18 protein-coding genes and 5 pseudogenes are annotated in these 20,736 nt (G+C 67.8%); 11 read left to right on the forward strand and 12 right to left on the reverse strand.

All coding sequences use genetic code 11. The features are described 5' to 3' along the window. Positions 1-5: 5 nt before the first annotated feature. The 5 genes and pseudogenes from ACGF3I_RS15895 to ACGF3I_RS15915 all read left to right on the forward strand — a co-directional run bounded on the left by ACGF3I_RS15895 (position 6) and on the right by ACGF3I_RS15915 (position 2,770). Positions 6-692, forward strand: coding sequence for a FadR/GntR family transcriptional regulator (locus tag ACGF3I_RS15895; RefSeq protein ID WP_393132241.1), 687 nt, complete (start codon positions 6-8; stop codon positions 690-692). Continuing rightward, positions 638-1,193 (forward strand): annotated as a pseudogene (locus ACGF3I_RS15900) (transposase); the annotation flags it as partial. The gene ACGF3I_RS15895 and the pseudogene ACGF3I_RS15900, both read left to right, overlap by 55 nt. A gap of 226 nt (positions 1,194-1,419) precedes the next feature. Continuing rightward, entirely contained in the window at positions 1,420-1,626 is a 207-nt protein-coding gene (locus tag ACGF3I_RS15905; RefSeq protein WP_393132243.1) for a hypothetical protein, read from the forward strand. A gap of 48 nt (positions 1,627-1,674) precedes the next feature. Beyond that, positions 1,675-1,938 (forward strand): hypothetical protein, encoded by a 264-nt coding sequence (locus tag ACGF3I_RS15910; RefSeq protein WP_393132245.1) that lies wholly within the window; start codon positions 1,675-1,677, stop codon positions 1,936-1,938. A gap of 139 nt (positions 1,939-2,077) precedes the next feature. Then, positions 2,078-2,770 (forward strand): hypothetical protein, encoded by a 693-nt coding sequence (locus ACGF3I_RS15915; protein ID WP_393132247.1) that lies wholly within the window; start codon positions 2,078-2,080, stop codon positions 2,768-2,770. Between the two features lie 500 nt (positions 2,771-3,270). Here ACGF3I_RS15915 and ACGF3I_RS15920 read toward each other — a convergent pair. The 3 genes and pseudogenes from ACGF3I_RS15920 to ACGF3I_RS15930 all read right to left on the reverse strand — a co-directional run. After that, positions 3,271-3,414: pseudogene (locus ACGF3I_RS15920) on the reverse strand (IS5/IS1182 family transposase); the annotation flags it as partial. 103 nt (positions 3,415-3,517) lie between these two features. Further along, positions 3,518-4,000: a DUF6584 family protein gene (locus tag ACGF3I_RS15925; RefSeq protein WP_393132249.1), complete on the reverse strand. Its 483-nt coding sequence runs from the start codon at positions 3,998-4,000 to the stop codon at positions 3,518-3,520. A 584-nt stretch (positions 4,001-4,584) separates the two neighbouring features. Further along, the gene (locus ACGF3I_RS15930; RefSeq protein WP_393132251.1) at positions 4,585-4,713 is read right to left on the reverse strand and encodes a hypothetical protein; all 129 of its coding nucleotides are present in this window, start codon (positions 4,711-4,713) and stop codon (positions 4,585-4,587) included. A gap of 1,115 nt (positions 4,714-5,828) precedes the next feature. Here ACGF3I_RS15930 and ACGF3I_RS15935 point away from each other — a divergent pair. Next, positions 5,829-6,671: a transglutaminase domain-containing protein gene (locus ACGF3I_RS15935; RefSeq protein ID WP_393132301.1), complete on the forward strand. Its 843-nt coding sequence runs from the start codon at positions 5,829-5,831 to the stop codon at positions 6,669-6,671. Positions 6,672-6,762: 91 nt separating this feature from the next. Here ACGF3I_RS15935 and ACGF3I_RS15940 read toward each other — a convergent pair whose 3' ends face one another. The 3 genes from ACGF3I_RS15940 to ACGF3I_RS15950 all read right to left on the reverse strand — a co-directional run bounded on the left by ACGF3I_RS15940 (position 6,763) and on the right by ACGF3I_RS15950 (position 9,664). After that, on the reverse strand, positions 6,763-6,981 hold the full coding sequence (locus ACGF3I_RS15940) for a hypothetical protein (protein ID WP_393132253.1): 219 nt from the start codon (positions 6,979-6,981) through the stop codon (positions 6,763-6,765). A 363-nt stretch (positions 6,982-7,344) separates the two neighbouring features. Next, positions 7,345-8,091 carry a transposase gene (locus ACGF3I_RS15945; RefSeq protein ID WP_393132255.1) on the reverse strand — a complete coding sequence of 249 codons (747 nt, stop codon included), beginning with the start codon at positions 8,089-8,091 and terminating at the stop codon, positions 7,345-7,347. Then, positions 8,027-9,664, reverse strand: coding sequence for a M4 family metallopeptidase (locus ACGF3I_RS15950; protein ID WP_393132257.1), 1,638 nt, complete (start codon positions 9,662-9,664; stop codon positions 8,027-8,029). Before ACGF3I_RS15950 ends, ACGF3I_RS15945 begins: the two co-directional genes overlap by 65 nt. Positions 9,665-10,829: 1,165 nt before the next feature. On the opposite strand from ACGF3I_RS15950, the pseudogene ACGF3I_RS15955 reads away from it, so the two are divergent. Next, positions 10,830-10,997, forward strand: a pseudogene (locus ACGF3I_RS15955) (transposase); the annotation flags it as partial. A gap of 265 nt (positions 10,998-11,262) precedes the next feature. Here the strand turns inward: ACGF3I_RS15955 and ACGF3I_RS15960 are convergent. From ACGF3I_RS15960 to ACGF3I_RS15980, 5 genes are all read right to left on the reverse strand, one after another. Then, complete coding sequence (locus ACGF3I_RS15960) at positions 11,263-11,523, reverse strand: hypothetical protein (RefSeq protein WP_393132259.1); 261 nt, start codon at positions 11,521-11,523, stop codon at positions 11,263-11,265. Between the two features lie 564 nt (positions 11,524-12,087). After that, positions 12,088-12,300, reverse strand: coding sequence for a hypothetical protein (locus ACGF3I_RS15965; RefSeq protein WP_393132261.1), 213 nt, complete (start codon positions 12,298-12,300; stop codon positions 12,088-12,090). A 254-nt stretch (positions 12,301-12,554) separates the two neighbouring features. Beyond that, positions 12,555-14,069, reverse strand: a complete 1,515-nt coding sequence (locus ACGF3I_RS15970) for a glutamate synthase-related protein (protein WP_393132263.1) — start codon at positions 14,067-14,069, stop codon at positions 12,555-12,557. Between the two features lie 156 nt (positions 14,070-14,225). Further along, positions 14,226-15,911, reverse strand: coding sequence for an acetolactate synthase large subunit (locus ACGF3I_RS15975; RefSeq protein WP_393132265.1), 1,686 nt, complete (start codon positions 15,909-15,911; stop codon positions 14,226-14,228). Between the two features lie 226 nt (positions 15,912-16,137). Beyond that, positions 16,138-16,302, reverse strand: coding sequence for a hypothetical protein (locus ACGF3I_RS15980; protein WP_393132267.1), 165 nt, complete (start codon positions 16,300-16,302; stop codon positions 16,138-16,140). Positions 16,303-16,612: 310 nt separating this feature from the next. Here ACGF3I_RS15980 and ACGF3I_RS15985 point away from each other — a divergent pair. The 3 genes and pseudogenes from ACGF3I_RS15985 to ACGF3I_RS15995 all read left to right on the forward strand — a co-directional run. Next, a pseudogene (locus ACGF3I_RS15985) lies at positions 16,613-16,756 on the forward strand (hypothetical protein); the annotation flags it as partial. 78 nt (positions 16,757-16,834) lie between these two features. Then, entirely contained in the window at positions 16,835-17,758 is a 924-nt protein-coding gene (locus ACGF3I_RS15990) for a hypothetical protein (RefSeq protein WP_393132269.1), read from the forward strand. A gap of 579 nt (positions 17,759-18,337) precedes the next feature. Next, complete coding sequence (locus ACGF3I_RS15995) at positions 18,338-19,000, forward strand: RHS repeat-associated core domain-containing protein (RefSeq protein ID WP_393132271.1); 663 nt, start codon at positions 18,338-18,340, stop codon at positions 18,998-19,000. 416 nt (positions 19,001-19,416) lie between these two features. Here the strand turns inward: ACGF3I_RS15995 and ACGF3I_RS16000 are convergent. Beyond that, positions 19,417-20,187, reverse strand: a pseudogene (locus ACGF3I_RS16000) (transposase). Positions 20,188-20,235: 48 nt separating this feature from the next. Between ACGF3I_RS16000 and ACGF3I_RS16005 the strand changes: the two are divergent. Next, the gene (locus ACGF3I_RS16005; protein ID WP_393132273.1) at positions 20,236-20,529 is read left to right on the forward strand and encodes a hypothetical protein; all 294 of its coding nucleotides are present in this window, start codon (positions 20,236-20,238) and stop codon (positions 20,527-20,529) included. Positions 20,530-20,736: the final 207 nt, after the last annotated feature.

Consider the following 20,736-nt stretch of genomic DNA (forward strand, 5'->3'; position numbering starts at 1 on the left):
GCTGCATGACCCTGGACCCCCTGCGCCGCCCCACACTCGCCGCCGAGGTACTCGAAACACTCCGCCGGCAGATCACGAGCGGCACATGGCCGGTGAGCAGCCGGATCCCACCCGAGCCCGAGCTCATGCGCCAGCTCGGTGTCGCCCGCGGCACCGTCCGCGAGGCCGTCCGCGCCCTCGCCCACGCAGGACTGCTCGAAGTCCGCCAGGGCGACGGCACCTACGTGAAGGCGGCCAGCGAACTGTCCGGCGCCGTCCAACGCCTCTACGCCGACCAGGCGTCCACTGAACTCCTCGATGTCCGCGCCGCCCTCGAAGGCAAAGCAGCCGCCCTCGCCGCAGCCCGCGCCACCGACGAGGACCTCGCCGCCCTGACCGCGGCGCTGCAACGCCGCGCCGACACATGGGCGGCCCGCGACCTCGAAGGCTGGATCGACGCCGACTGGGAATTCCACACCTGCGTCGCCGCCGCCTCCGGCAACGCCCTGCTGGCCGAGCTCTACCGCAGCCTCACCGAACCGCTCCGTGCATCGATGACCGAATTCTGGGACCGGCCCGGCTTCGACGGCGCCGACCCGGCCGGCCACGAAGACCTCCTGGCAGCGCTGCGCAACCGCAACCCCGCCGAAGCGGCCCGCCAGGCCGACTCCAACATCAGCTCCACCGCCGACTGGCACCGCGACACGGTCTGACCCGGCTGCGCACCACGTCGAACCAGCTGCCACCCGGCTTCGGCCCTTCCAGAGTGACGGCGTTCCGGCGGTTCACCGAGTGGTCGCAGGCCCGGGTGTGGGCCAAGTTGCACCGCCTGGTCCCGGGTGAACCCGGTGCCAGCGGCGGGTTGGACTGGTCGAGGTGCGCGATCGACTCCGTGAGCGTCCGGGCCCTCAAAGGGGGCCGCCGACGGGACCGAATCCGACCGACCGTGGCAGAGCCGGATCGTAAATCCACCTCATCGTCGACCGTAACGGTCTGCCCATCTCCATCGGCATCTGGGCCGCCAACGACCACGACAGCCTGACCCGCATTCCGCTGCTGCGCGGGATACCTCCGATCCGCTCCCGCTTCGGCCCGCGACGCCGCCGCCCCGCCACCTGCAGGGCGACAAGGGCTACGACTACGTCCACCTGAGGAACTGGCTGCGACGACGACAGATCGTGCCCCGCATCGCACGACGCGGGAGCGAAGCCTCCGTCCGCCCACGAAGCACCACCACAGTCGTCAGGCACGGAGGCCCTGCGTGGGGCATGGACCGAGGGGAGGGGCCGGGAAGGCGTCACCGTGTAACCGGGGCCCCTGCGCACCACCGTCCAAGCGGCCGCAGGAGGTGGCCGGGCTCCACGCCCTCTGCCAGGCGGCACGTCCCGGGTCCGGCTCTGCTGCGGAGAACCTCGGCGATGCAACCACGCGGCCCACTCGATGGCCTACGACATCCGTTACGAGTTCCTCGACGCGCGGGGCACCACCATCGGCAGCGCGTACGGCGTCTTCTCCGTGAGCGCGCATCAGGTACTCGGCGAGCAGGCCCTCTTCGGCTCCACCGGCAGCTGTGGAGCGAGGTTCCGGCTCGCCTACGTCAACGCCTACGACTCCTCAGGCGACGGCGTCAGCCAGCCCCACTTCTGACGGATGCGCGGCGACCCAGGCCGCCCACGGGCCTACGGTCTGCGGTGCGTGACCGGGCTGGACGACCGCGGCCGCGCGTCCCTCGGAGTGGTGGTCGTAGCCACTCTGCGGGAGATGGTGTCCGAGCACCTGCGGGGCCGAGTGCTCAGTCTGGTCGTGCTGGCCACGGTGGCGCTCGACCCGTTCTCCTACGTAATGGCCGGCGTCCTCGTCCCGTACGGGACGACGACACTGTTCCTGGTGTGCGGCGGCGCCGTGCTGGCGTGTGCCGGCCTGGTCGCCACGAGCCCGGCGATCCGTTCCCTGCGCTGAGGTAACGTAGGGATCTTCGGTCGGTGGAGGCCCTCCGGAGTCCCTTGAGGCCGTGTTGACAATGATGATCCGTAACACAACTCCCGCACGACTCCGACTCGATCGAGCACTGGACTGTTTGTCCGTCACCTTCCGAGGCGTGAAGGCGTACAGCGGCGAGGTCCAGTGCGCGTGCCACTGGGGCAGCGATGAAGAGCTTGAGCAGCTGAAGGTCCCGGACGTGGAGCTCGACGCGGACCTCCTGCTCCGTACCTGGAACGCCCCGGACTGGAGCGACCATGGGGCGGTACTCCGCCGTGTCCTTCCTCAATTCGCCAGAACGCTCGTCAACGGCGGAGTGGAGCCCTCGTTCGGCGAGTGGGTCGGGCATTCATTCGCGCGTGGCACGTGGTGGCGCTGGCCCGCGGATGAGCGCGCGGCGGTGGGGGAGTTCCTGAACGCCTGGTGGGCCCACAGCCTCACTGACCCCGAACCGGCCTTCCCGGCACACGAGTTGCTCATGCTGTGCGCCGGGGCGTCGGCGACGCTCAGCCCGTGGCTCGAAACCTGGGAGGCCCTCGACGACCCCGTCGCCCACCGGCACTTGGCCCGCGCCGCCGCTCTCTGGGAGTACGACCTGCTGCTGGACCGCATGCCGTGGGAGCCGTGGCACTCGGAGGGCATCGACGCACGTGCCTGGTGCACCGAGCTCGCAGCCTGGCTCCTCCGTGTCGCCCCCGACCGACTGCGCGCCCAGGGAGAATCAGAGGAACTGATCGGTTGGATAGAGCTGTTGGAACTCACCGGCCCGGCACGCTGGGACGATCCGCGTTGGCCCCGGCACCGCCACTGAGGCCCTCGGATCCGGCTCCGACCGTAATCGACGGGCGGGCCGGCCGGCGGCGACGGCGCGGCGGCCCCGCTGGTAGCAGGATTCGGCGGAGACCTGATGGAGCTGGAGGAGTGGCTGGAGGAGGCCGTCGCTGACAGTGCCTCATGTTGCCGAGTGGGCAACGAAGTCCACACGGAGGGCCTTGGGGACGCGGAGATTCGGCTGATGCCGCGCTCGGACGTCCCGACTTGGCATCGTGACTACTTCCAGGCTGGGTGGGGGGCCGGACAGGGGGCGGACGTTCCGCACGAGTTCCGACCCGAGTACGTCCGGTACGTGGACCGCCGGGACGAGGCCCGCGAGGGGTGCCTCACCGGCGGTGATCTACAGGCCTCAGCAGCCTGCCCAGGAGCAGCCGGTGTCGACGAGCTGGTACGGCATCATCTCGCAGCTCGCCGAGTGGTACACCGCTCTTGACCACTTCCTGTGTTCGGTACAGACCGGACCGAGCCTCGGCTGGGCGGAGGCGCCCATGGCCGGCCCTTGCGGACCGAATCCGCACCCTCGCGCCGCAGTACGGTCACCAGCTTGCTGAACAGGCGAGGGCTCAGCCCGGTGAACGGGGCTATCCAGGACGGCTCCGAAGCCGTAATCACACCAGACACCGCGAGATCATTTCACTCGTCACCGGGCGTCCTCGTTCACGGCAGATCTGGACGGTCTCACCGAACCTTGAGCGGCGCTCCTCACAGACCCCGGTGACCTGAGTCAGTCGAAGAGGGCAACGAGTCCGTTCACCCGGATCGCGAGGAACGCAAGGACCGTCGTCAGGCAGCCGACGCCCGCCGGCACACCGCCGACCGTCCACAGCTCGAAGGGCGCCTTGAACTCCCCTTCCAAGTCGTCCCGGTAGGAGGCGGGGTCGTCCCAGTCCACGGGGTGCCCCAGCTCCTCGGCGCAGGCGGTCCGCACCGCGACCAGCTGCCCCTTCGCGAAGGCAGTGGCCCCCTTCGTCTCGGGGCCGTGCCAGGCGAGGGCCTTCATCCGCCGCCCGGGAGACCCGTACCGTGCCTCGAAGGCAGCGGTCTCGTCGGCATTTCGATCCTCTTCAAGGTACATCCAGCGTCCAGCCTCGGCGGCGTCGCCGCAGAGCCGGTATACCTCGGCCAGACGACAGCGGAGCGTCAACACCAGTGGCCCATTCGATTCCGCGGTAGCCCGGGCGCTGGCAGCTGTACGTCTCTGGGGCACCGGCCAGGCCCCGGTCTTCCGCCGCCCCTACATGGAGCCAGACTGACGGGAGGCGCACGACGCCCCGGCGATCCGTAAGTTGATCACGTACACGGGGACTGAGCGGATCAGGGTGCGTAGTTCGCCACCCGAACCGGGCCTTGCTGCCAGCGGTGTGGTCTGCGGCGCGATGGGTGTGGTGGAGTCGATGGAAGGCGCCGGAGATACGGCTGTCGCGCTGGGCAGGAGCTGCTCCGTCGACACGGTATGGCCGTCGATGACGCTGCGGGATATGGCGGGGATCTGGCGTCATGCCGGGAAGCTGACGCTGCAATTCCTCGAGGACGCCCGGGCATATGCGAAGACGGCGCTTGATTCCCATTCCGGGCAGGCTTCCCGGCTTTCCACTCTTACTGTGCGACTTGCGTGGGCTTCGGGGTGCCTCCCGAGCGTGCCCAGGAGCACGAGCCGCTCATGTCGAACCTGGTCGCCGCCTATCCGCAACTGGCGTCTACGGCCATGCTCACGCCTACGGGACAAGCCGGCTTCCGGGCGTACATGCTGTCGTTGAACTCTGGTGGTTGACGCGGGAGTAGCCTGCGCTATCAGGTCGAAGGGATCAGCACGTCGGCATCAGTAGCGGCCATCGGCAGCGGAATCGGATTCAGCGGAACGGGCACAAGGATGATCGCCGCCTGCACGTCATGACTGACAGGAAAAAGAGATGATCGCACGACTGGCGTGGATCGGGATTGCTGTGGGCTGTCTCGGAATCCTCCTCTTCCTCCTCGACGTACTGATGTCACGCTGACCGATATCGGCTGAGGGCCTCGACGTACTGATGTCACGCTGACCGATATCGGCTGAGGGAGTTCCGGATGCGCACCTCGGCGGACATGCAGGTATGGACGACAGCACTTCGGAGAGCCCGCCCTGAGGTGCGAGGGCGAGTTCGTCGGTGGCGCAAAACAGGGTCGGCGAACGAGGTGGTCAGGGCGACGCGGACCTGCGTCATGACCCGTTCGGCCGCCGCGGCGTGCTGCTCCTGCTCGACCGGCTCCGGAAGGCCAAGGGGCAGAGATACCTCGGCGACTCGGCGCGAGCGAGGCCAGCCTCTCCGCCGCCGATCAGAAGCTCGCGACCATGCACGACATCGCGATCCGGCACAACACCGCTTACCTCGGTATGCCCGTCTTCCCGCACCCGCGCCGGCCGATTCGCCGCAAGCTGCGCCACCGGATGACAGGCATTGGCTTCGAGCCGCCTCGAACCTGGCTGCCCACGAGAAGGGCTCAGCCGCGCGGGGCCCGGCATCCCCGGGGGCGGCCTCGACGACGGTGGTGTGTGCCGGAGCTGTTGAGGCGGATCGAGTGGTGAGAGCGCCGAACGAGCCGCGAGGCCGCCGCCCACCGAAGGCGGGAGCTCTGCACAGGTGAGGGCCGAGAGGGGCCGTCATGGGGCTGTCCCCGGCTTCGCGGAGAGGGGCCGCCGACGGCCGGGCCTTGCTGCTCATGGTTCTCATCACGGCATCTGGTTCGGATCCGGCCGGCCAGTCGGCTGGCCCTCCACCCCGTCCCGGTCTCGCGGTGCTGGACGCTCCGGTCACGCGAGTTCGGCGCGGTACCTCCTGGGCGGTGCTGACTCGGTGCGCTGTCGGCGGGTGATGGTGCCGATGTCGGGCGGCGAGGCGGGGTGATTGATCGCAACGTCGCCTCCGGCCCTACGCCCGCAGACCTGGCCGTCACACTTGAACGTGTTCAAAAAATCTGGGAGGCTGGCTGCACGCCGACGGGAGGGGCGGGTCATGGTGAGTACGCTGTTGATGCCGTACGGGAGAACTCGAGTGGCCATGGCCGGCGGCCGTGGCGCATGCGGAGGAACGACGCCGACGCAGGTTCTCGATTGGGAACATCCGCGGGTCCGGTCCGTCGCGCGGAGCATCGGCGTGGCGGCCCCGGTTGGGGAGGGGCCCGCAGCGAGGGTGGCGGCCCTCCGCCGCGCCCATTGGTGGATTTCCGCAGAGGTCCGCCCGGTGTACTCGGTGCAGGAGACGCGACCCACGTCCCGGATCCTGCGACTCGGCCGCGGTTCCTGCAGCCAGCGGATGGCTGTACTGGAAGCCGTTGCGCGGGCGTGGGGCGTTTCGACCCGGGTGCGTGGCCTCATTGTGGACGGCCGATTCTGGTACCCGCGTTTCCCCCGGCTACGGTGGCTTGTTCCCGAACAAGTAGTGCTGGCCTGGCCGGAGTTCCGTATCGAAGGGCTGTCGAAAGCCGATCACGCGACCGCACCCTGGCTGTCGGTGTCCGAGCTCTTCGGCGACGCCGCCGAGCCGCGCGGACGGATCGGCGGCGGCTTCACGAACGCCGGTCCGGAGACGCTCTTCGAGGCGCTGTCAAGGACGAGCGTCAACTGGGACGGGGCCACAGCCTGCCCCGCGTCGGACGCTCCGTGTGATCTCTCGGCGTACCTGCTCACCGATCTCGGGCACTTCGATTCCCGGGACGAACTCTTTGCCCAGCACGGCCAGACCCTGTGCGGCCCAGCGAGACTCCTGGCCGAGCCCGTACTGGGCCGACGAGCCGCCGGACTCCAGCGCTCCGACCGGGATGTCGCTGGGTTGCGCTCCGCCGTCAGGGGAGGGGGCTGGCCGGCGTTCAGCGACAGTAACCGCGGGCGTAAGCATGGCTGATCGCGGAATCGCGTGCCCGCCGACAGTACGCCGCGGCGAATGCGGTGGTGGGTGCCGGTCAGCGCCTGCGCCTTCGCGCGAACGCCATCGTCTAGTCTGCACCACCCGTGTGCTTGCCCGGCTCGACGAGTTCGTCGAGTACCTCGCGCACAACGCGCAATATCCGTGCTGTCTCGGTGTTCCGGGATTCCTTACCAGGTTCTGAACGCGTGTCATCGTCGAGGGTCAGGCTCTCCTCCCGTTGTTTCGCCCAGTCGCGGGCTCGCCGGATACGCCTCAGAAGTTCGTCTGCATCCACGACGTCGACCATAGGAGGATGCTTACCCATGGGTGCGCCGCTGTAGCCATCGAGCCAGCCGGGCGCCGGCCCCGTGAGCGGGCGGGGGGAGTGCAGGGCGTATGGCGACGCCCGCCGCTGTAACGGGCCATGAGCCGGTTGGTGAAGGGGCTGTCGTTGCGGCCCTGCTCCTGGCCGCCGCGGTGCTGGGGCGGGTGATCACATTTTTCTGATGTTCCCCCCGAGCCTCCTGAGGCGGCACGTGGCTGAGGCGGCATCAGGGAACTTCGCAGGCCAGATCTTCGACCATGGGCCGACCGTTTCGAATGACTCCATGCCCGCGACGCTGCAGAGCGGCGGCCAAGAGAATGTGTAAAGGGGGCCGAAGCAGCTGGTTCAGATGGATCGGTAGATGCGGTCGGGACCGTCGGAGGCCGCGTCTGCGAACTCCGCGTAGTCCATGTTGCCGATCGACAGATTTGCGTGCACGTCGTGGACGCCTGCTGGGGCGGTGCGGAACTCCCGTCGCGGCGGCGGGGAATCGAGAGCTCCTGGTAGTACATCGGGTCGAGGTCTTCCTCTTCGTCCTCGGTGATATCGAGGACGAGCAGAGCGCGGTGAGCGGACTGCACAATTGCCGTACTTCTCCGGCAGGTGGACGCACCGCGTTCCGGTCTGGAACTTGCAGGCGATCGCGTCGATCACTTCACAGTGGTGACGCCGGCCGCCACCCTGCTTCGGGCTCCGGTCCGGAAGCAACGGTTCGATCCGCGCCCACTGCGCGTCAGTCAACGGCACACCCGGGCCGACGACCGACTGATCCAGACGAAAGGGCCTGGGTCGGCGATCAGGTACCGCTCGCCGGGCCCGTAGAGGTCCGGTCCTCCCGGCCCATGCGCGCCATGTCGCGCCAGGCCCGGCCGATCCGGAGGTCCCGGGCCGCTCGCCCGGGCGAGGCTTGGCGTCGTGTCCAGCGACGGAGGTGCCCGGATCGCCAAGCGCTGGACGGTGTGCCGAAGGGGTGGCACCAGGACCGCGATCCTGGTGCCACCCCTTATCGGTGCGCGAGCGCGTCGGCTCAGTGCACGTCGACCCCGGTCCAGGCGGCCTCGACCGCCTTGGTCTCGGCGCTGTCGGCGCCATAGAGGTCCGTCGCCGCCGACACGGTGCCCTTGCGGGCGTCGGCGTAGTTGGTGGTGGAGGTGAAGTAGCTGGTCAGTGCCTTGTACCAGATCTGGAGGGCCTTGTCCCTGCCGATGCCGGTCACCTTGGAGCCGTCCTTGGTCGGCGAGTCGTAGTCGACGCCGCCAATGGTCTTCGCGCCACTGCCCTCCGAGAGGAGGTAGAAGAAGTGGTTGGCGACACCGGACGAGTAGTGGACGTCCTCACCGCCGACGGACGAGCTCCAGTAGTCGGCGGAACCGCCGTCCTTGCTGGGCTTGTCCATGTAGCGCAGCGGCTTGCCGTCGCCGTTGATGTTGATCTTCTCGCCGATGAGGTAGTCGCCGGGGTCCGCGCTGTTGTTCGCGGCGAACTCGACGCCGGTACCCATGATGTCGCTGGTGGCTTCGTTGAGGCCGCCCGACTCACCGGAGTACTCCAACCCTGCGGTGTTGGAGGTGACGCCGTGGCTCATCTCGTGACCGGCGACGTCGAGCGAGGTCAGCGGGTCGCTGTCGTTGGTGCCGTCGCCGTAGGTCATGCAGAAGCAGGAGTCGTCCCAGAACGCGTTCACGTAGGCGTTGCCGTAGTGCACGCGCGAGTAGGCGCCCTTGCCGTCGTTCTTGATGCCGCTGCGGCCGAAGGCGTTCTTGTAGAAGTCCCACGTCGCCTGGGCGCCGTAGGCGGCGTCCGCGCCCGCGGTCGCGGCGTTCGTGGTCTTCCCGTCGCCCCAGGTGTCGTTGTCCTGGGAGAACAGGGTGCCGGTGCCGTCCTGTTGGTGGTCGAGGTTGTACGTCTTGTGACCGCCGCGGGAGTCGTCGGTGAGGGTGTACGACGAGCCCGACTGCGTGGTGGTCAGGTCGACCTTGCCGCTGTACTGGGTGTTCCCGACGCCGGTCTCGATGCCCTGGTACTGGAAGAGCGTCTTTCCAGTGGCCGCGTCGGTGACGACGTGCAGCTGGTTGGGGGTGCCGTCGTCCTGGAAGCCGCCGATCACCGTCTCGTAGGCGAGGACCGGCTTGCCGGCCGCGGCCCAGACGACCTTGCGCGGGGCGCGGTCGCTGGTGGCTTTGGCCGAGCCCTTGTCCTTCGCGAGGCCCAGCGCCTGCTTCTGTGCGGTGGCCGCCGCGATCCGCGGTGTGGTGGTCGCGAGCTGCAGAGTGGCCTTCGACGCTCTGCTCACACCTTGGGTGCTGCCGAACTTGGAGGTGTGCACGATCAGGTCGCCGCCGAGCACCGGCAGGCCTTCGTAGGTGCGCTCATAGCGAGTGTGGACGGTGCCGTCGGCATCCTTGACGACGTCCTTGACGACCAGCTTCTCCTTCGCCCCGAGGCCTATGTTCTCGGCGGTTCGGGCGAGTCCGGCCTGCGCGGTCCGGAGAAGGCCGGTGCGGGCGGCGGGCGACAGTGCGACGGGCGCGCCGGCCGATCGTTCGGCGCCGGATGCCTGGGGGGCGGCCGAGGCAGTGAGCGCGGTGCCCATCAGGGCAGCCACAGTGGAGGTGGCGATGGCCGCCGCGAGGACGGTGTGGTGACGTGTGTTCCGAGAAGTCACGCGAGCTCCGCTTCCGTGGGGGGATTTGACCGGCCGTGCAGAGACGGTCCGGGGCGAGCTACATGGACGTCACACCCCTAAGTCCGGGACATGACAACCTGCGATCGGGGGTCCACGACACATCAATTCTCCGGATGGGGAGTCCAGTTGGTGGGACTGCCCCGAGACAACCCCAGGTGACCGGGCTGGCGCTATACGCCCAGGTAACTAGTGACAAGAACCCCACGTTGCCTCCATGCGGGTCTCACTGCCCTTTACGGTTGTGGACACCGTGCGAAGTGGTTGAAACGAGATCGATTACGGCGAGCCGGGAGTGGATGCCCGGAGCCCACCGCCGCCCCGGCCGCGGCAGCGGGTGCGGGTGCGGGTGCGCGCTGAAGCAACGCTGAGTCATGTTGTGCGCAGACTGCCGCCGTTGTGCTTCCGGACGGCCATGACCGCAGCTCAGGGCCCCGGGCGGCGGTTCCCTCTCGTCGGCGGGCAGGGCGATCGGCCCGCGTGCCGGGAGCCACCTCGGTCCGCGGAATTCCGGCTGTACGCCGTTCGCCCCTTTCCGCTGCGTGATTCGCCCTCCGTGTCCGGTGCGTGCGGGACAACACCACGAGGCAGGACCAAGACCAGCGCGCCCCCGGGCAGCAGGACGATAAGTCCACGACGACTGCCCTGGGCAGCGGGCCTCACTGCTGCCGAGTCCGTGCCATCAACTCGCTTGTCACCCGATTCACTTGACAGCATGTGAGCGCGCCGGAGCGGTTGCCAGGGTGTACGGACCGGGCAGCTGGAGCGACCCGGCCAAGACCCCGCGCGCGGCCTCACACTCCCGTCCCGTCGCATGCGCCGCCGGCGCCAAGACCGTGTGCGACAGCGGGGAGATCCGTACCGCGCCGGCACGGGGATGCTCCACTCCGTCATTTCACCTCGCGCCGCTCTCAGGGCGGTTCACCTTCCAAGCCTCCTGGCTCACTTGGGTGCTCGGCCGCTCTCCGCATCCGCCGCCAGTGCCGCGCACCGCAAGTCGACGAGCAGAAACCCGCCGTCGTCTTCACCAACGGCATCGCTGAGCCACCGCATCAGGGCAGTACCTCGGCCCAGGAACGTCGCCCGTGACCACGGCCGGCTCAGCCGGGACGCTCCATCGCTGTACGCGGGCTCACCGTGCAGGAGGGACGCGGACGAGGTGCTGGATGATGTGTGCGAGTACGTCGTCCAACCCCTCGGAGACCCAGGTGTGGTGCTGATCGCGGACGACACCGGCTTGCTGAAGAAAGGAGTCCGGTCGGCCGGGGTTCAGCAGCAGTACTCCGGCACGGCCGGCCGGACGGAGAACTGCCGACCTCGTTCCCCTCAGCCTTCCCGGCTTCCCGAACTCAGACGCCTCATCCACCGCCTCGCCCACCGCCAGCCGGTCAAGAAGCAGATCGGCAGGCGTGCGTAGCGCCCAACTAGGCATCCGAACAGCCGGGTTGACGGACCCGATCGAGGCGGAACGCCCGCTGGATTGCGAACCGTACGAGTGCCAGGCAGCGCACGCCGTCCTCGCTCGCCGTGGCCTCAAAGAGTCCTGAGGCGTCGGTGCGTGGTGTGGCCAGGTCCGGATATCAGCGGGGTGCCAGGCGATGCAGGATGTCGGTGACCACGGCGGAGTCGATGTAGGCGTCGACCGTGACGATGGTGTCGCCCCGCGGGTCGAAGTGGCAGACCCAGACGTAGAAGGGGTCGTACGGAACGCCGTCGAGAGCGACGCCCACACCTTGCATCTCCACCACGGACACCAGCCCGTCACTGTGCAGGGCTTTGATGTGGAACCGCAGTCCTCCGGAGAGCAGGGGCAGGACCTGGCCGGTGGTGGCCGGGATCAACTCCGTCCTGCTGCGGTACGTCCCGGCGAGCGGAATTCAGGCCGTGCATGGTCCAGTGCACGTCTTCCGCGACGTGCGCGAAGAACTCCTTGACGGTGTCGACGTTCTCCAGAAGGGCGAACAGTTCCCGTCGGGATGCGCTGACTTCTTGTGAAGCCGTCATGGCTCTCTCTCCGGTTGCGTCAAAGGATGGGCTGTCTCACCGGCTGCCGGGGGTGGGCGGTCAGCGGCCAGACAGTCGGTGATCACCCGCCCGGTGCGACGATACGCCGCGAAGGAATCAGGCCGGTGCTCCTGCCGGGAACCAGCCGTGATGGAGAGTTACTTCCTGATTTGTGGCAGACGCTCTCCCCTCCCGCTGACCGGTCCGGTCGATGCTACGACCTCGAACTCGCCGACCGCGATCACATGCCCTGGGGTCTGTTGTGAAAGTGCTGGTCAAAGCGAGTCGTTGATGGACGTGGCCAGCACGGTCGCTTCGTAGCGGACGGCGAGTCTGTCGTACCGGGTGGCGGCGGCCCGGTGGTGCTTGAGCCGATTGGACCCGCACTCGACCGCGCGGCGCTACTTGCAGTCGTCCTTGTCGCGCTTTGGCGGCCGCCCGCCGCGCGAGCCGCGCTCCAGGCGGTTGCGGACCCGGTCCGCCGGAACCGGGACGGTGGCTTTGATCCTGCGGTCAAGCACGCCTATGCCGGCCTGGGGCCCGATACCGTCCGCACCCTCCAGGACGACTCCCAGTCGGTGCTCATGTACACCCCGGGCGGCAACTTCGATCACGGTACGGTCATCAGTCGGCCGTAATCAGCACTAGGGCGCTGAGGATCGGTCATACCAGCTCTTCGGCCTGCGACTTCAAGGTGGCGGAGGCTCAGTGTCGTGCACCTCGCGGGCGATCCTGGTGCGCACCGGTGTTGCCTGTGGTGTAGGCAGCGAGTCCATCCGGTGCGCACCACCGTCCACTTGGTGCGCTCCACCAGGTGGGCGTGGTGCGCAGGGCATGACGGTTGAGGACAGGTGGCCGAGTAGCCGGCTCAGGTGGTGAGCAGTTCCGTGATCTCACGGGCGAGCTCCGGTCCGAGCGAGCCCCAGCCGTCCTTGTAGCCGTACACACTCCCCAGGGTGCGGGCGTCGTAGTCGCCGTTCAGGATGTCGATGTCGGTGGGGGTGATGAGCGACGGGTGGGGGACACCGACAGCGCCCGAGACCTTCAGCAGCTCCTTGCGCAGGGTGCGCAGGTACATCGCGGCCCGGATGCCCTTCGAGGGCGCGTCGATGCCGCGCGCCAGCCACGGGTTCTGGGTGGCGATGCCGGTGGGGCACTTGTCGGTGTGGCACTTCTGGGCCTGGATGCAGCCGATGGACAGCATCGCCTCACGGCCCACGTTGATCATGTCGACGCCGAGGGCGAACGCGACGACGGCGTTCTCGGGCACGCCGAGTTTGCCGGAGCCGATGAAGGTGATGTCGTCGGTCAGGCCCCGCTCGGCGAACACGCCGTAGACGCGGGAGAAGCCCACGCGGAACGGCAGGGACACCGAGTCGGCGAAGATCAGGGGAGCCGCCCCAGTGCCGCCCTCGCCACCGTCGACGGTCACGAAGTCGACCCCTCGCTCACCCGGCTCCATCAGCGTGGCGAGTTCCTCCCAGAAGTCCGTCTCCCCGACAGCGCTCTTGATCCCGACCGGCAATCCGGTTTCCGCGGCCAACAGTTCCACGAAGTCGAGCATCGAGTCCACGTCGTGGAACGCGGTGTGCCGCGACGGGGAAGCGCAGTCCTCGCCCGCGGGAATGTCGCGGATCCCGGCAATCTCGTCGGACACCTTCGCGCCCGGCAGCATGCCGCCGAGTCCCGGCTTCGCGCCCTGCGAGAGCTTGATCTCGATGGCCTTGACGGGCGCGCCCGCGACCGTGGACTTGAGCTTGTCGAGGTTGAACGTCCCGTCCTCGTTGCGGCAGCCGAAGTACGACGTACCGATCTGGAGGACAAGGTCCCCGCCGTTGCGGTGATACGGCGCCAGGCCGCCCTCGCCGGTGTTCTGCATCGTCCCGGCCAGCGCCGCGCCCTTGTTGAGCGCCGTGACGGCCGCGCCGGACAGCGATCCGAAGCTCATCGCCGAGATGTTGACGACGCTCGCCGGGCGGAACGCTTTCGCGCGGCCGCGCGGTCCGCCGAGCACCTTGGCCGAGGGCAACGCTGCTTGTGGGTCGCTCAGATCGGGCAGGGCACCGGCGAACGTACGCTGCTTCACGTATGCATGACCCTGCACGTGCTCGACGTCGTTGTCGGTGCCGAAACCGAAGTAGTTGTTCTCCCCCTTCGCCGACGCGTAGATCCAGCTGCGCTGGTCACGGCTGAAGGGACGCTCCTCGTCGTTGGAGGTCACGATGTACTGCCGTAGCTCGGGGCCGATCGTCTCCAGCACATACCTGGCGTGTCCCACCAGGGGGAAGTTCCTCAGCAGCGCGTGCTTCTTCTGCACGAGGTCGCGGGCGGCCATCAGCGCCAACCCCGTGGCGGCTGCCGCGCCTATGCTCCGTGCACGCATCACGATCGTTCCTCTCCTCGACTGATCGACCCTTGCGGTGACCATCCACCCCGCGCCGCGGAAACGCCACGCGATGCCGGAGACTCTAGGTCACCGCCCCCGCGGGAGGGCCGCCGCGCGGCCCGTCCGGGGGCCGGGCCGCCCCCCCCGAGCGAGTCAGAGCGTCGAGTCGAGGTGCCCGAGGTGCTTGATGAGGTTCATGTTCTCGGCGTAGTCCACCGGGCAGTTGATGATGGACACGCCCGGGTCCGCCAGTGCCTCACGGAGCGTCGGCAGCAGGTCCCCAGCGGATTCGATGTGGTAGCCCTTCGCGCCGAAACTGCGGGCGTACTGGACGATGTCCGGGTTGCCGAAGTCGGTGTTGGAGTTTTCGCCGACCTCCAGGTCCATCTTCCACTTGATCAGCCCGTATCCGTTGTTCTCCCAGATCAGCACGGTCAGCGGAATGTTCTCGCGGACCGCCGTCTCGATCTCCTGGGAGTGCATGAGGAACGAGCCGTCGCCGACCGCCGCCAGCACCTTCGTCTGCGGCCTGGCGAGCTGAACCGCGAGCGCGCCGGGCAGCGAGAAGCCCATGGTGGACAAGCCGTTGGATATGAGACAGGTATGGGGCGCGTACGTCGGGTAGAGCCGGGCCATCCACATCTTCAGCGCGCCGGTGTCGACCAGCACGATGTCGTCACGACCGAGCGCGGCGCGGGTGTCGGCGATGACGCGCTGGGGGGCGAGCGGGTGGCGGTCGTCCGCGGCGCCCTGCTCGAGTTCCTTGGCCAGCAGCGCGCGGGTGGCCACGGTGTCCTCGTCGTCGACGGTCCAGCGCAGCCCGTCGAGTGCAGTGACGAGGGCGTCGAGGGAGGCCGAGATGTCGCCGATGATGCCGACGTCGACCGAGTAGCTGTCATCGACCTCTGCCGGGACACGGTGGATGTGGACGATCTTCTTGTCACCGTCCGGGTTTATCCGGGACGGGTCGAACTCCTGCAGTTCGTAGCCGACGGCGATGATGACGTCGGCCTCCTCGAACCCGAAGTTGGTGTAGTCGCGTCGCATGAAGCCGAACGTGCCGGTCGCGCACGGGTGGTCGTCGGGCAGGACACCCTTGCCGTGGAAGGTGGTCGCCGTCGACACGTCCAGCGCGGTGGCGAACGCCGCCAGCGACTCCGCGGCGCCGCCGCGCGCCGCGCCGTGTCCGGCGAGTATCACCGGCCGGCGGGCCTCCCGCAGTAGCTCCACCGCTCGCTCGATCTGCTTCGGGGACGGTGCCTCGGGCTGCACGACGTTCCTGCGCAGCGGGCGCAGGTCCGAGCCGTCCGTCGCCGCGTCGACGTCCTCGGGGACGGCGAGGTAGACGGCGCCGGGCCGCTCGGACTCCGCGGTCTTGAACGCGCGCCGTACCATCTCGGGGATGGCCTGGGTGGCCGGGACCCCTGCCGACCACTTGGTGACCGGGGCGAACATGCTCAGCAGATCCACGAACTGGTGGGACTCCTTGTAGTTGCGCTCCTTGCCGACCTGTGCGGTGATCGCGACGACAGGCGTGCTGTTCGTCATGGCGTCAGCGACGCCCAGCATGAGGTTGATCGCGCCGGGCCCCAGCGTCGCGGACATCACACCCGCCGAGCCGGTCAGCCGGCCGTACATCTCCGCCATGAACGATGCGGCCTGCTCGTGCCGGGTGAGGACGTAGCGGATCTTCTCCGAGCGGGCGAGGGCGTTGGTGAAACGGATGTTCTCCTCGCCGGGTACGCCGAACACCACCTCGACGCCCTCGTTCTCCAGGCAGCGAACCAGGAGTTCGGCCGCTCCGTCGGGGGTCTGCTTACGGTGCTCGGCGTCGCTCACGCTGATCGAGTCCTCTCCTGAGTCCTGGCTGCGCCGGTGGGCGGGCCGGTCACCCGTCTACCCCGGCCGGCCGGACTCACAAGCTCACCCCGGACCAGAAGGAAGCAACCGAGTCCTCGCGATCGCAGGGATACCGGTCAAGTGATGGTCTTGGCGACGCCCGGTGCGTTGGCCAGGTACGCGCCGTGGCAGGGGAGTTCCAGCAGGAGCCGGCCGAGTGCCGCTGTCAGCAAAGGGTGTTCGCACGGTTCCCGTCGTGGTCGTCCGCAGCGGTGACCGTGATGGCGACGCGCGCGGCGATGTCCAGGAGCAGCCGGAGCAGCTCCGGGTCCGTGACGTCGGTAACCGCCGGGGCGGTGCGCGTCGGCTCCTGGCCGCCAAGGCCGAGCACCGCGAGCCCCGCCCGGTGGAGGAGATGACGGAGCTGGCCGGCGCCGTCATCGACCTCGTGGCCGCCCTCAGCGTGAGCGTGGAGAAGGCCAGGGCCAACGCGGCGAGGACGACGTGCACGACCTGCCCAAGAAGCGGGCAGCTAAGACCACAGCGGCCAAGAAGAACGCCGCGAAGAAGATGACAAGCGAGTAGACCGCGGCGAAGAAGTCGGCGGCCGGCCGCAAGCCGCGGTCGGCGTAGCGCACGCTCCAGAGGCGGTTGCGCACTGGAACGGCCATGACAGCAGCGGCCGCACGGTCAAGTACCACCTGGACAGCGACGGGCGGATCGACGAGGTCACGGACGCCGAGGGCAACGTCACCAAGTACAACTGGGACAGCGACGGCCGCCTGGCGAAGATCACCACCTCCGAGAGCCGCGCGATCCTGTTCGGCTACGACGACCAGAACCGCCTGACTTCCTACAAGCAGTTCTACGAGGAAGGCGGCTCCGGCGGGGGCGAACCCACCTGGACCCTCGGCTACTCGGCTGTGACCCCGTATGCCGCGGGTACCACCACAGTCACCGACCCGACGAGCAAGTCGACCACGTACGACCACAACGGCGACGGCGAGGTCACCAAGGTCACCGACCCGCTCAAGCACTCGCGCGCCAAGACGTACACCAAGCACCTCACCCAGACCGCCACCGACGCCTTGGGCGTGGGCTCGACGCCGGGCAACGTGACGACGTACGGCTGGGACAACCGCAACAACCCCACCTCCGCCAAGCTCCCCACGGGCGCGCTGGCCTCGTTCACGCCCTGGCTGAACAAGGCCGGCATGGACGTCCCGGACTCCTTCACCACCCCCGACAACACGAAGTCGACGTACGCCTACGACGCGGTCGGCAACACCACGTCGGTCACCGTGACCGGTGGCACGGGCGGCACGACAAGCTCGACGTACAACCCATCGACCCCGACGTGCGGCGGCTTCGTCGGCCAGCGCTGCACGGTCAAGGATGCCCGCGGCAAGACCACCAGCTTCACCTACGACGCCCACGGCAACCTCACCAAGTCCGCCCCGCCCGCTCCGCAGGGCGCGACGACCGCGACGTACGACGCGCTGGGCAGGCCCAAGACCGTCACCGACGGCCGGGGCATCACCTCGACGTACGTGTACGACAACCTCGACCAAGTCCGCAAGGTGACCACGAGCGGCGGCCTGTCGGTGTCGTACGTCTACGACATGGACGGCAACCTCACCCAGCGCACGGATCAGACCGGCACGGTCAAGCACGCCTACGACGGCCTGGGCCGCGAAACCGTCCGCACCCTCCAGGACGACTCCCAGTCGGTGCTCACCTACACCCCGGACGGCAACGTCGACGCCTACACCGACCCGGCCGGCACCACCGACTACACCTGGGACGACGCCGACCGCCTCCACACCCTCAAAGCCCCCGACGGGTAGACCACGACCTACGAGTACGACGCCAACGACCACCGCACCACCACCACCTACCCCGGCAACACCGTCCAGACGGTCGTCCTCGATGCCGACGGCAAACCGAAGTCCATCAAGGCGACTTCCCCCAAGGGCACCCTCGTCGACCTCGCGTACACGTACACGTACCGTCCCTCCGGCGCGAGCGCGGACAAGGGCGGCGTCAAGATCTACTCCCGCACCGACAACCTGGACGCCACCCACCGCAAGACCACGTACAGCTACAACGACGCCGGTCGACTCGACACCGCCCGGGACACGAACAGCACCGGCGCGGACGCGGGATCCTGGAAGTACTGCACGGATGAGGCCGGCAACCTGAAGTACATATCGTCCATCCCGCCCAACTGCCCCGCCGTCTTCGGCTACGGCTACAACGACGCGGGACAGCTCAACACCACGAACTCCTCCACCGCCGGCTGGTCCTACGACGCCAACGGCAACGAAACCGCCGCCAACCCCACCGGTGGAACAGCCCGCACCAACGAGACCTGGAACGACTTCGGCCAGCAGACCTCCATCACAGCAGGGTCGACGATCTACGCCGTGGAGAACGCCGACACCGGAAACACCGAACGGATCCGGATCGGCGACACCTGGTTCCACCAGACCCAGACCGGACTCGCCGCGTCCACAACTGGCAACCAGGACACGGGATTTGTCCGCGAACCGGCGGGAACCCTCAACTCCATGACGAGGGACGGGAAGAGCTACTACTACCTCACCGACGCCACCGGCAACGTCCTCGGCCTCGTCGACCCCACCGGCACCCGCACCCACAGCTACACCTACACCCCCACCGGCCAGCCCCGCACCACCCCCGTCGAAACAGTCCCCCAGCCCTACCGCTACGCCGGCACCTACCTCGACCCGACCGGCCTCTACAAAATGGGCGCCCGCTCCTACGACCCCAACCTCGGCCGCTTCACCACCACCGATCCCAGCGGCCAGGAGAAGAATGCCTACCTGTACGCCGCGGGTGACCCCATCAACCAGACTGACCCGACCGGGCTCAGCTTCTGGAGCAGCGTACGAAAGATCGGATTCGCGTCCGTGGGCAAAGCGATAGGCGGGGCCGTCACTGGGGCAATTGCCGGATGTGTCGCCGGAGCCGAAATCGGCTGCCTGCCGTCGGCACTGGTAGGGGCATTCGGCGGTGGCGCAGCGGGAGCCGCCACGAAGGGCTACCTCGAGTATCAAGGACAGTGAACAGTATGCGAGATCGCATCAACGGCAACGCCGTGCTTGCCGTCGGCCTCGGCCTATTCGTGCTGACGTTTTTTACTCTGGGTCCAGACGTATCGGACCTGAGCGCCAAAACCGTCGGCTTGATCGTTCTCTGGGCCGCAGGTTGCAGCCTTCTCGCTTGCATTGCGGTATGGGGATATTCCGCAACTAAACGGAAGTAGACCCATCAAGCAAGTCGCGACGCTCAGACGGTGCCCTGACGTTGGCTAACTTCACGGGCCAACCATCCGGACCCGTATGTGAAGGTCCCGAACCAGTTCTCTTTTGGCTCGGGACCTTCGACTGTGGGCATTAGTTTCCGGCGCCTAGCTAAAGGCTGTCCCGCAATGATCAACTGATCTGACACGGTTGGCGTCGGGACGCCCATCTGGGCCGGTCTATCCGGCCAGCGCCAGGTTGTGCAGGCGGGCGATGCCCAGCATGGCGTGATGGACGCCGTCTCCTTTCAGGCGGCAATCGCGGAGGATCTTCCAGCTCTTCATGCGAGCGAATGTGTGCTCAACGCGTGCACGGACCTTACGGTGTGAGCGGTTGTGTTCCTCTTTCCAGGACGGGAGCTCGGCTTGGCCGGGTTCTCGTCGGTGCGGGATCACCAGACCGGTGCCGCGGTATCCGCCGTCAGCGATCACCGTGGTGTTGCCGACGGCGGCCTTCGCTCCGGACAACTCCCATGCCCTGCAGTCATTGCGGTTGCCGGGCAGGGGCCGGCCAACTACAACGACCAGACGCGTATCGGCGTCGATGACGACCTGGTGGTTGGTGGAGTACCGGTAGTTTTTCGACTGCTCGGCCACCGCGTGATCACGCGTGGGAACCAAGGTGCCGTCCACGATGAGCACGTTGTCCTTGCGAAACCGTCGGCGCGGCCGCAGGGCGAGCAGCGGTGCGAGGCGGCTGATGATGCGGTCGGCCGCAGACTTCGAGAGGCCGAACAGCGGCGCGAGCTGGCGCAGCGTCAAGTTCGTGCGCCAGTAGGCAGCGACCAGCAGGACGTGGTCCTCCAGGGGCAAGCCTCACGGCCGGCCTCGGCGGACCGTGTCCGCTCCTTCGCGGCGCAGCGCGGTCACGAGCTTGCCGAGCCATCGCGGGCTCAGCCCCGTGAACGGGCCTATCCAGGACGGCTGTGACGCCGTGATCACACCAGCCACGAGAAGATCGTCCCACCACGCTGCGAACCGCCCGACCCGGAGGCACCCATGGACAAGGACTTGGTCAGTCGTCTGGAAGAGACGGCGACTCGCTTCGTGATCCCCTTGCGCATGAACGAGGGGTTCGATGAACAGGCACTCCTTCAACTACAGGCGGAGATCGATCGTTGTGGGAGAGCCTGGAGGAATGAAACCCACGTACCGAAGCGCGAGGCGTTGATCCTCGCCGAACTCTCTCCAGCCATCGAGGCTTGCGCCTGGTTGTACGAAGGGGACATGCGCCAGCGGATCCAGGAGGCAGGACTGGCGGTGTCGGAGGCGGTGACCGGCGCTCTGGACTGAACACCTCCCACGGTGTCCTGCGTCCTATCTTCCGGTAAGCCCCGGAGCATGGGGGTGCGCGCCGTCGCCACAGCAGGTGCCGGAATCGAACCCAGTGTTGCGGGACAACACTTACTGATCTTTTCGTAAGTTCGGTGGGTGTGCTGGCGGTGTAGGTGGGAGGCTGTCGGGATGGCTTATCAACCTTCGCCTTTGACCGCCGGATCG

Source organism: Streptomyces sp. NPDC048111 (assembly GCF_043202815.1).
Classification (GTDB): Bacteria; Actinomycetota; Actinomycetes; order Streptomycetales; family Streptomycetaceae; genus Streptomyces.

Bases quoted from the DNA above. Each gene is read 5' to 3' on its own strand.
- ACGF3I_RS15940 (WP_393132253.1), bottom strand. From the start codon at position 6,981: ATGGTCGACGTCGTGGATGCAGACGAACTTCTGAGGCGTATCCGGCGA.
- ACGF3I_RS15935 (WP_393132301.1), top strand. From the start codon at position 5,829: ATGGCCGGCGGCCGTGGCGCATGCGGAGGAACGACGCCGACGCAGGTT.
- ACGF3I_RS15945 (WP_393132255.1), bottom strand. From the start codon at position 8,091: ATGGCGCCGACAGCGCCGAGACCAAGGCGGTCGAGGCCGCCTGGACCG.
- ACGF3I_RS16005 (WP_393132273.1), top strand. From the start codon at position 20,236: ATGGACAAGGACTTGGTCAGTCGTCTGGAAGAGACGGCGACTCGCTTC.
- ACGF3I_RS15895 (WP_393132241.1), top strand. From the start codon at position 6: ATGACCCTGGACCCCCTGCGCCGCCCCACACTCGCCGCCGAGGTACTC.
- ACGF3I_RS15905 (WP_393132243.1), top strand. From the start codon at position 1,420: ATGGCCTACGACATCCGTTACGAGTTCCTCGACGCGCGGGGCACCACC.
- ACGF3I_RS15970 (WP_393132263.1), bottom strand. From the start codon at position 14,069: ATGCGTGCACGGAGCATAGGCGCGGCAGCCGCCACGGGGTTGGCGCTG.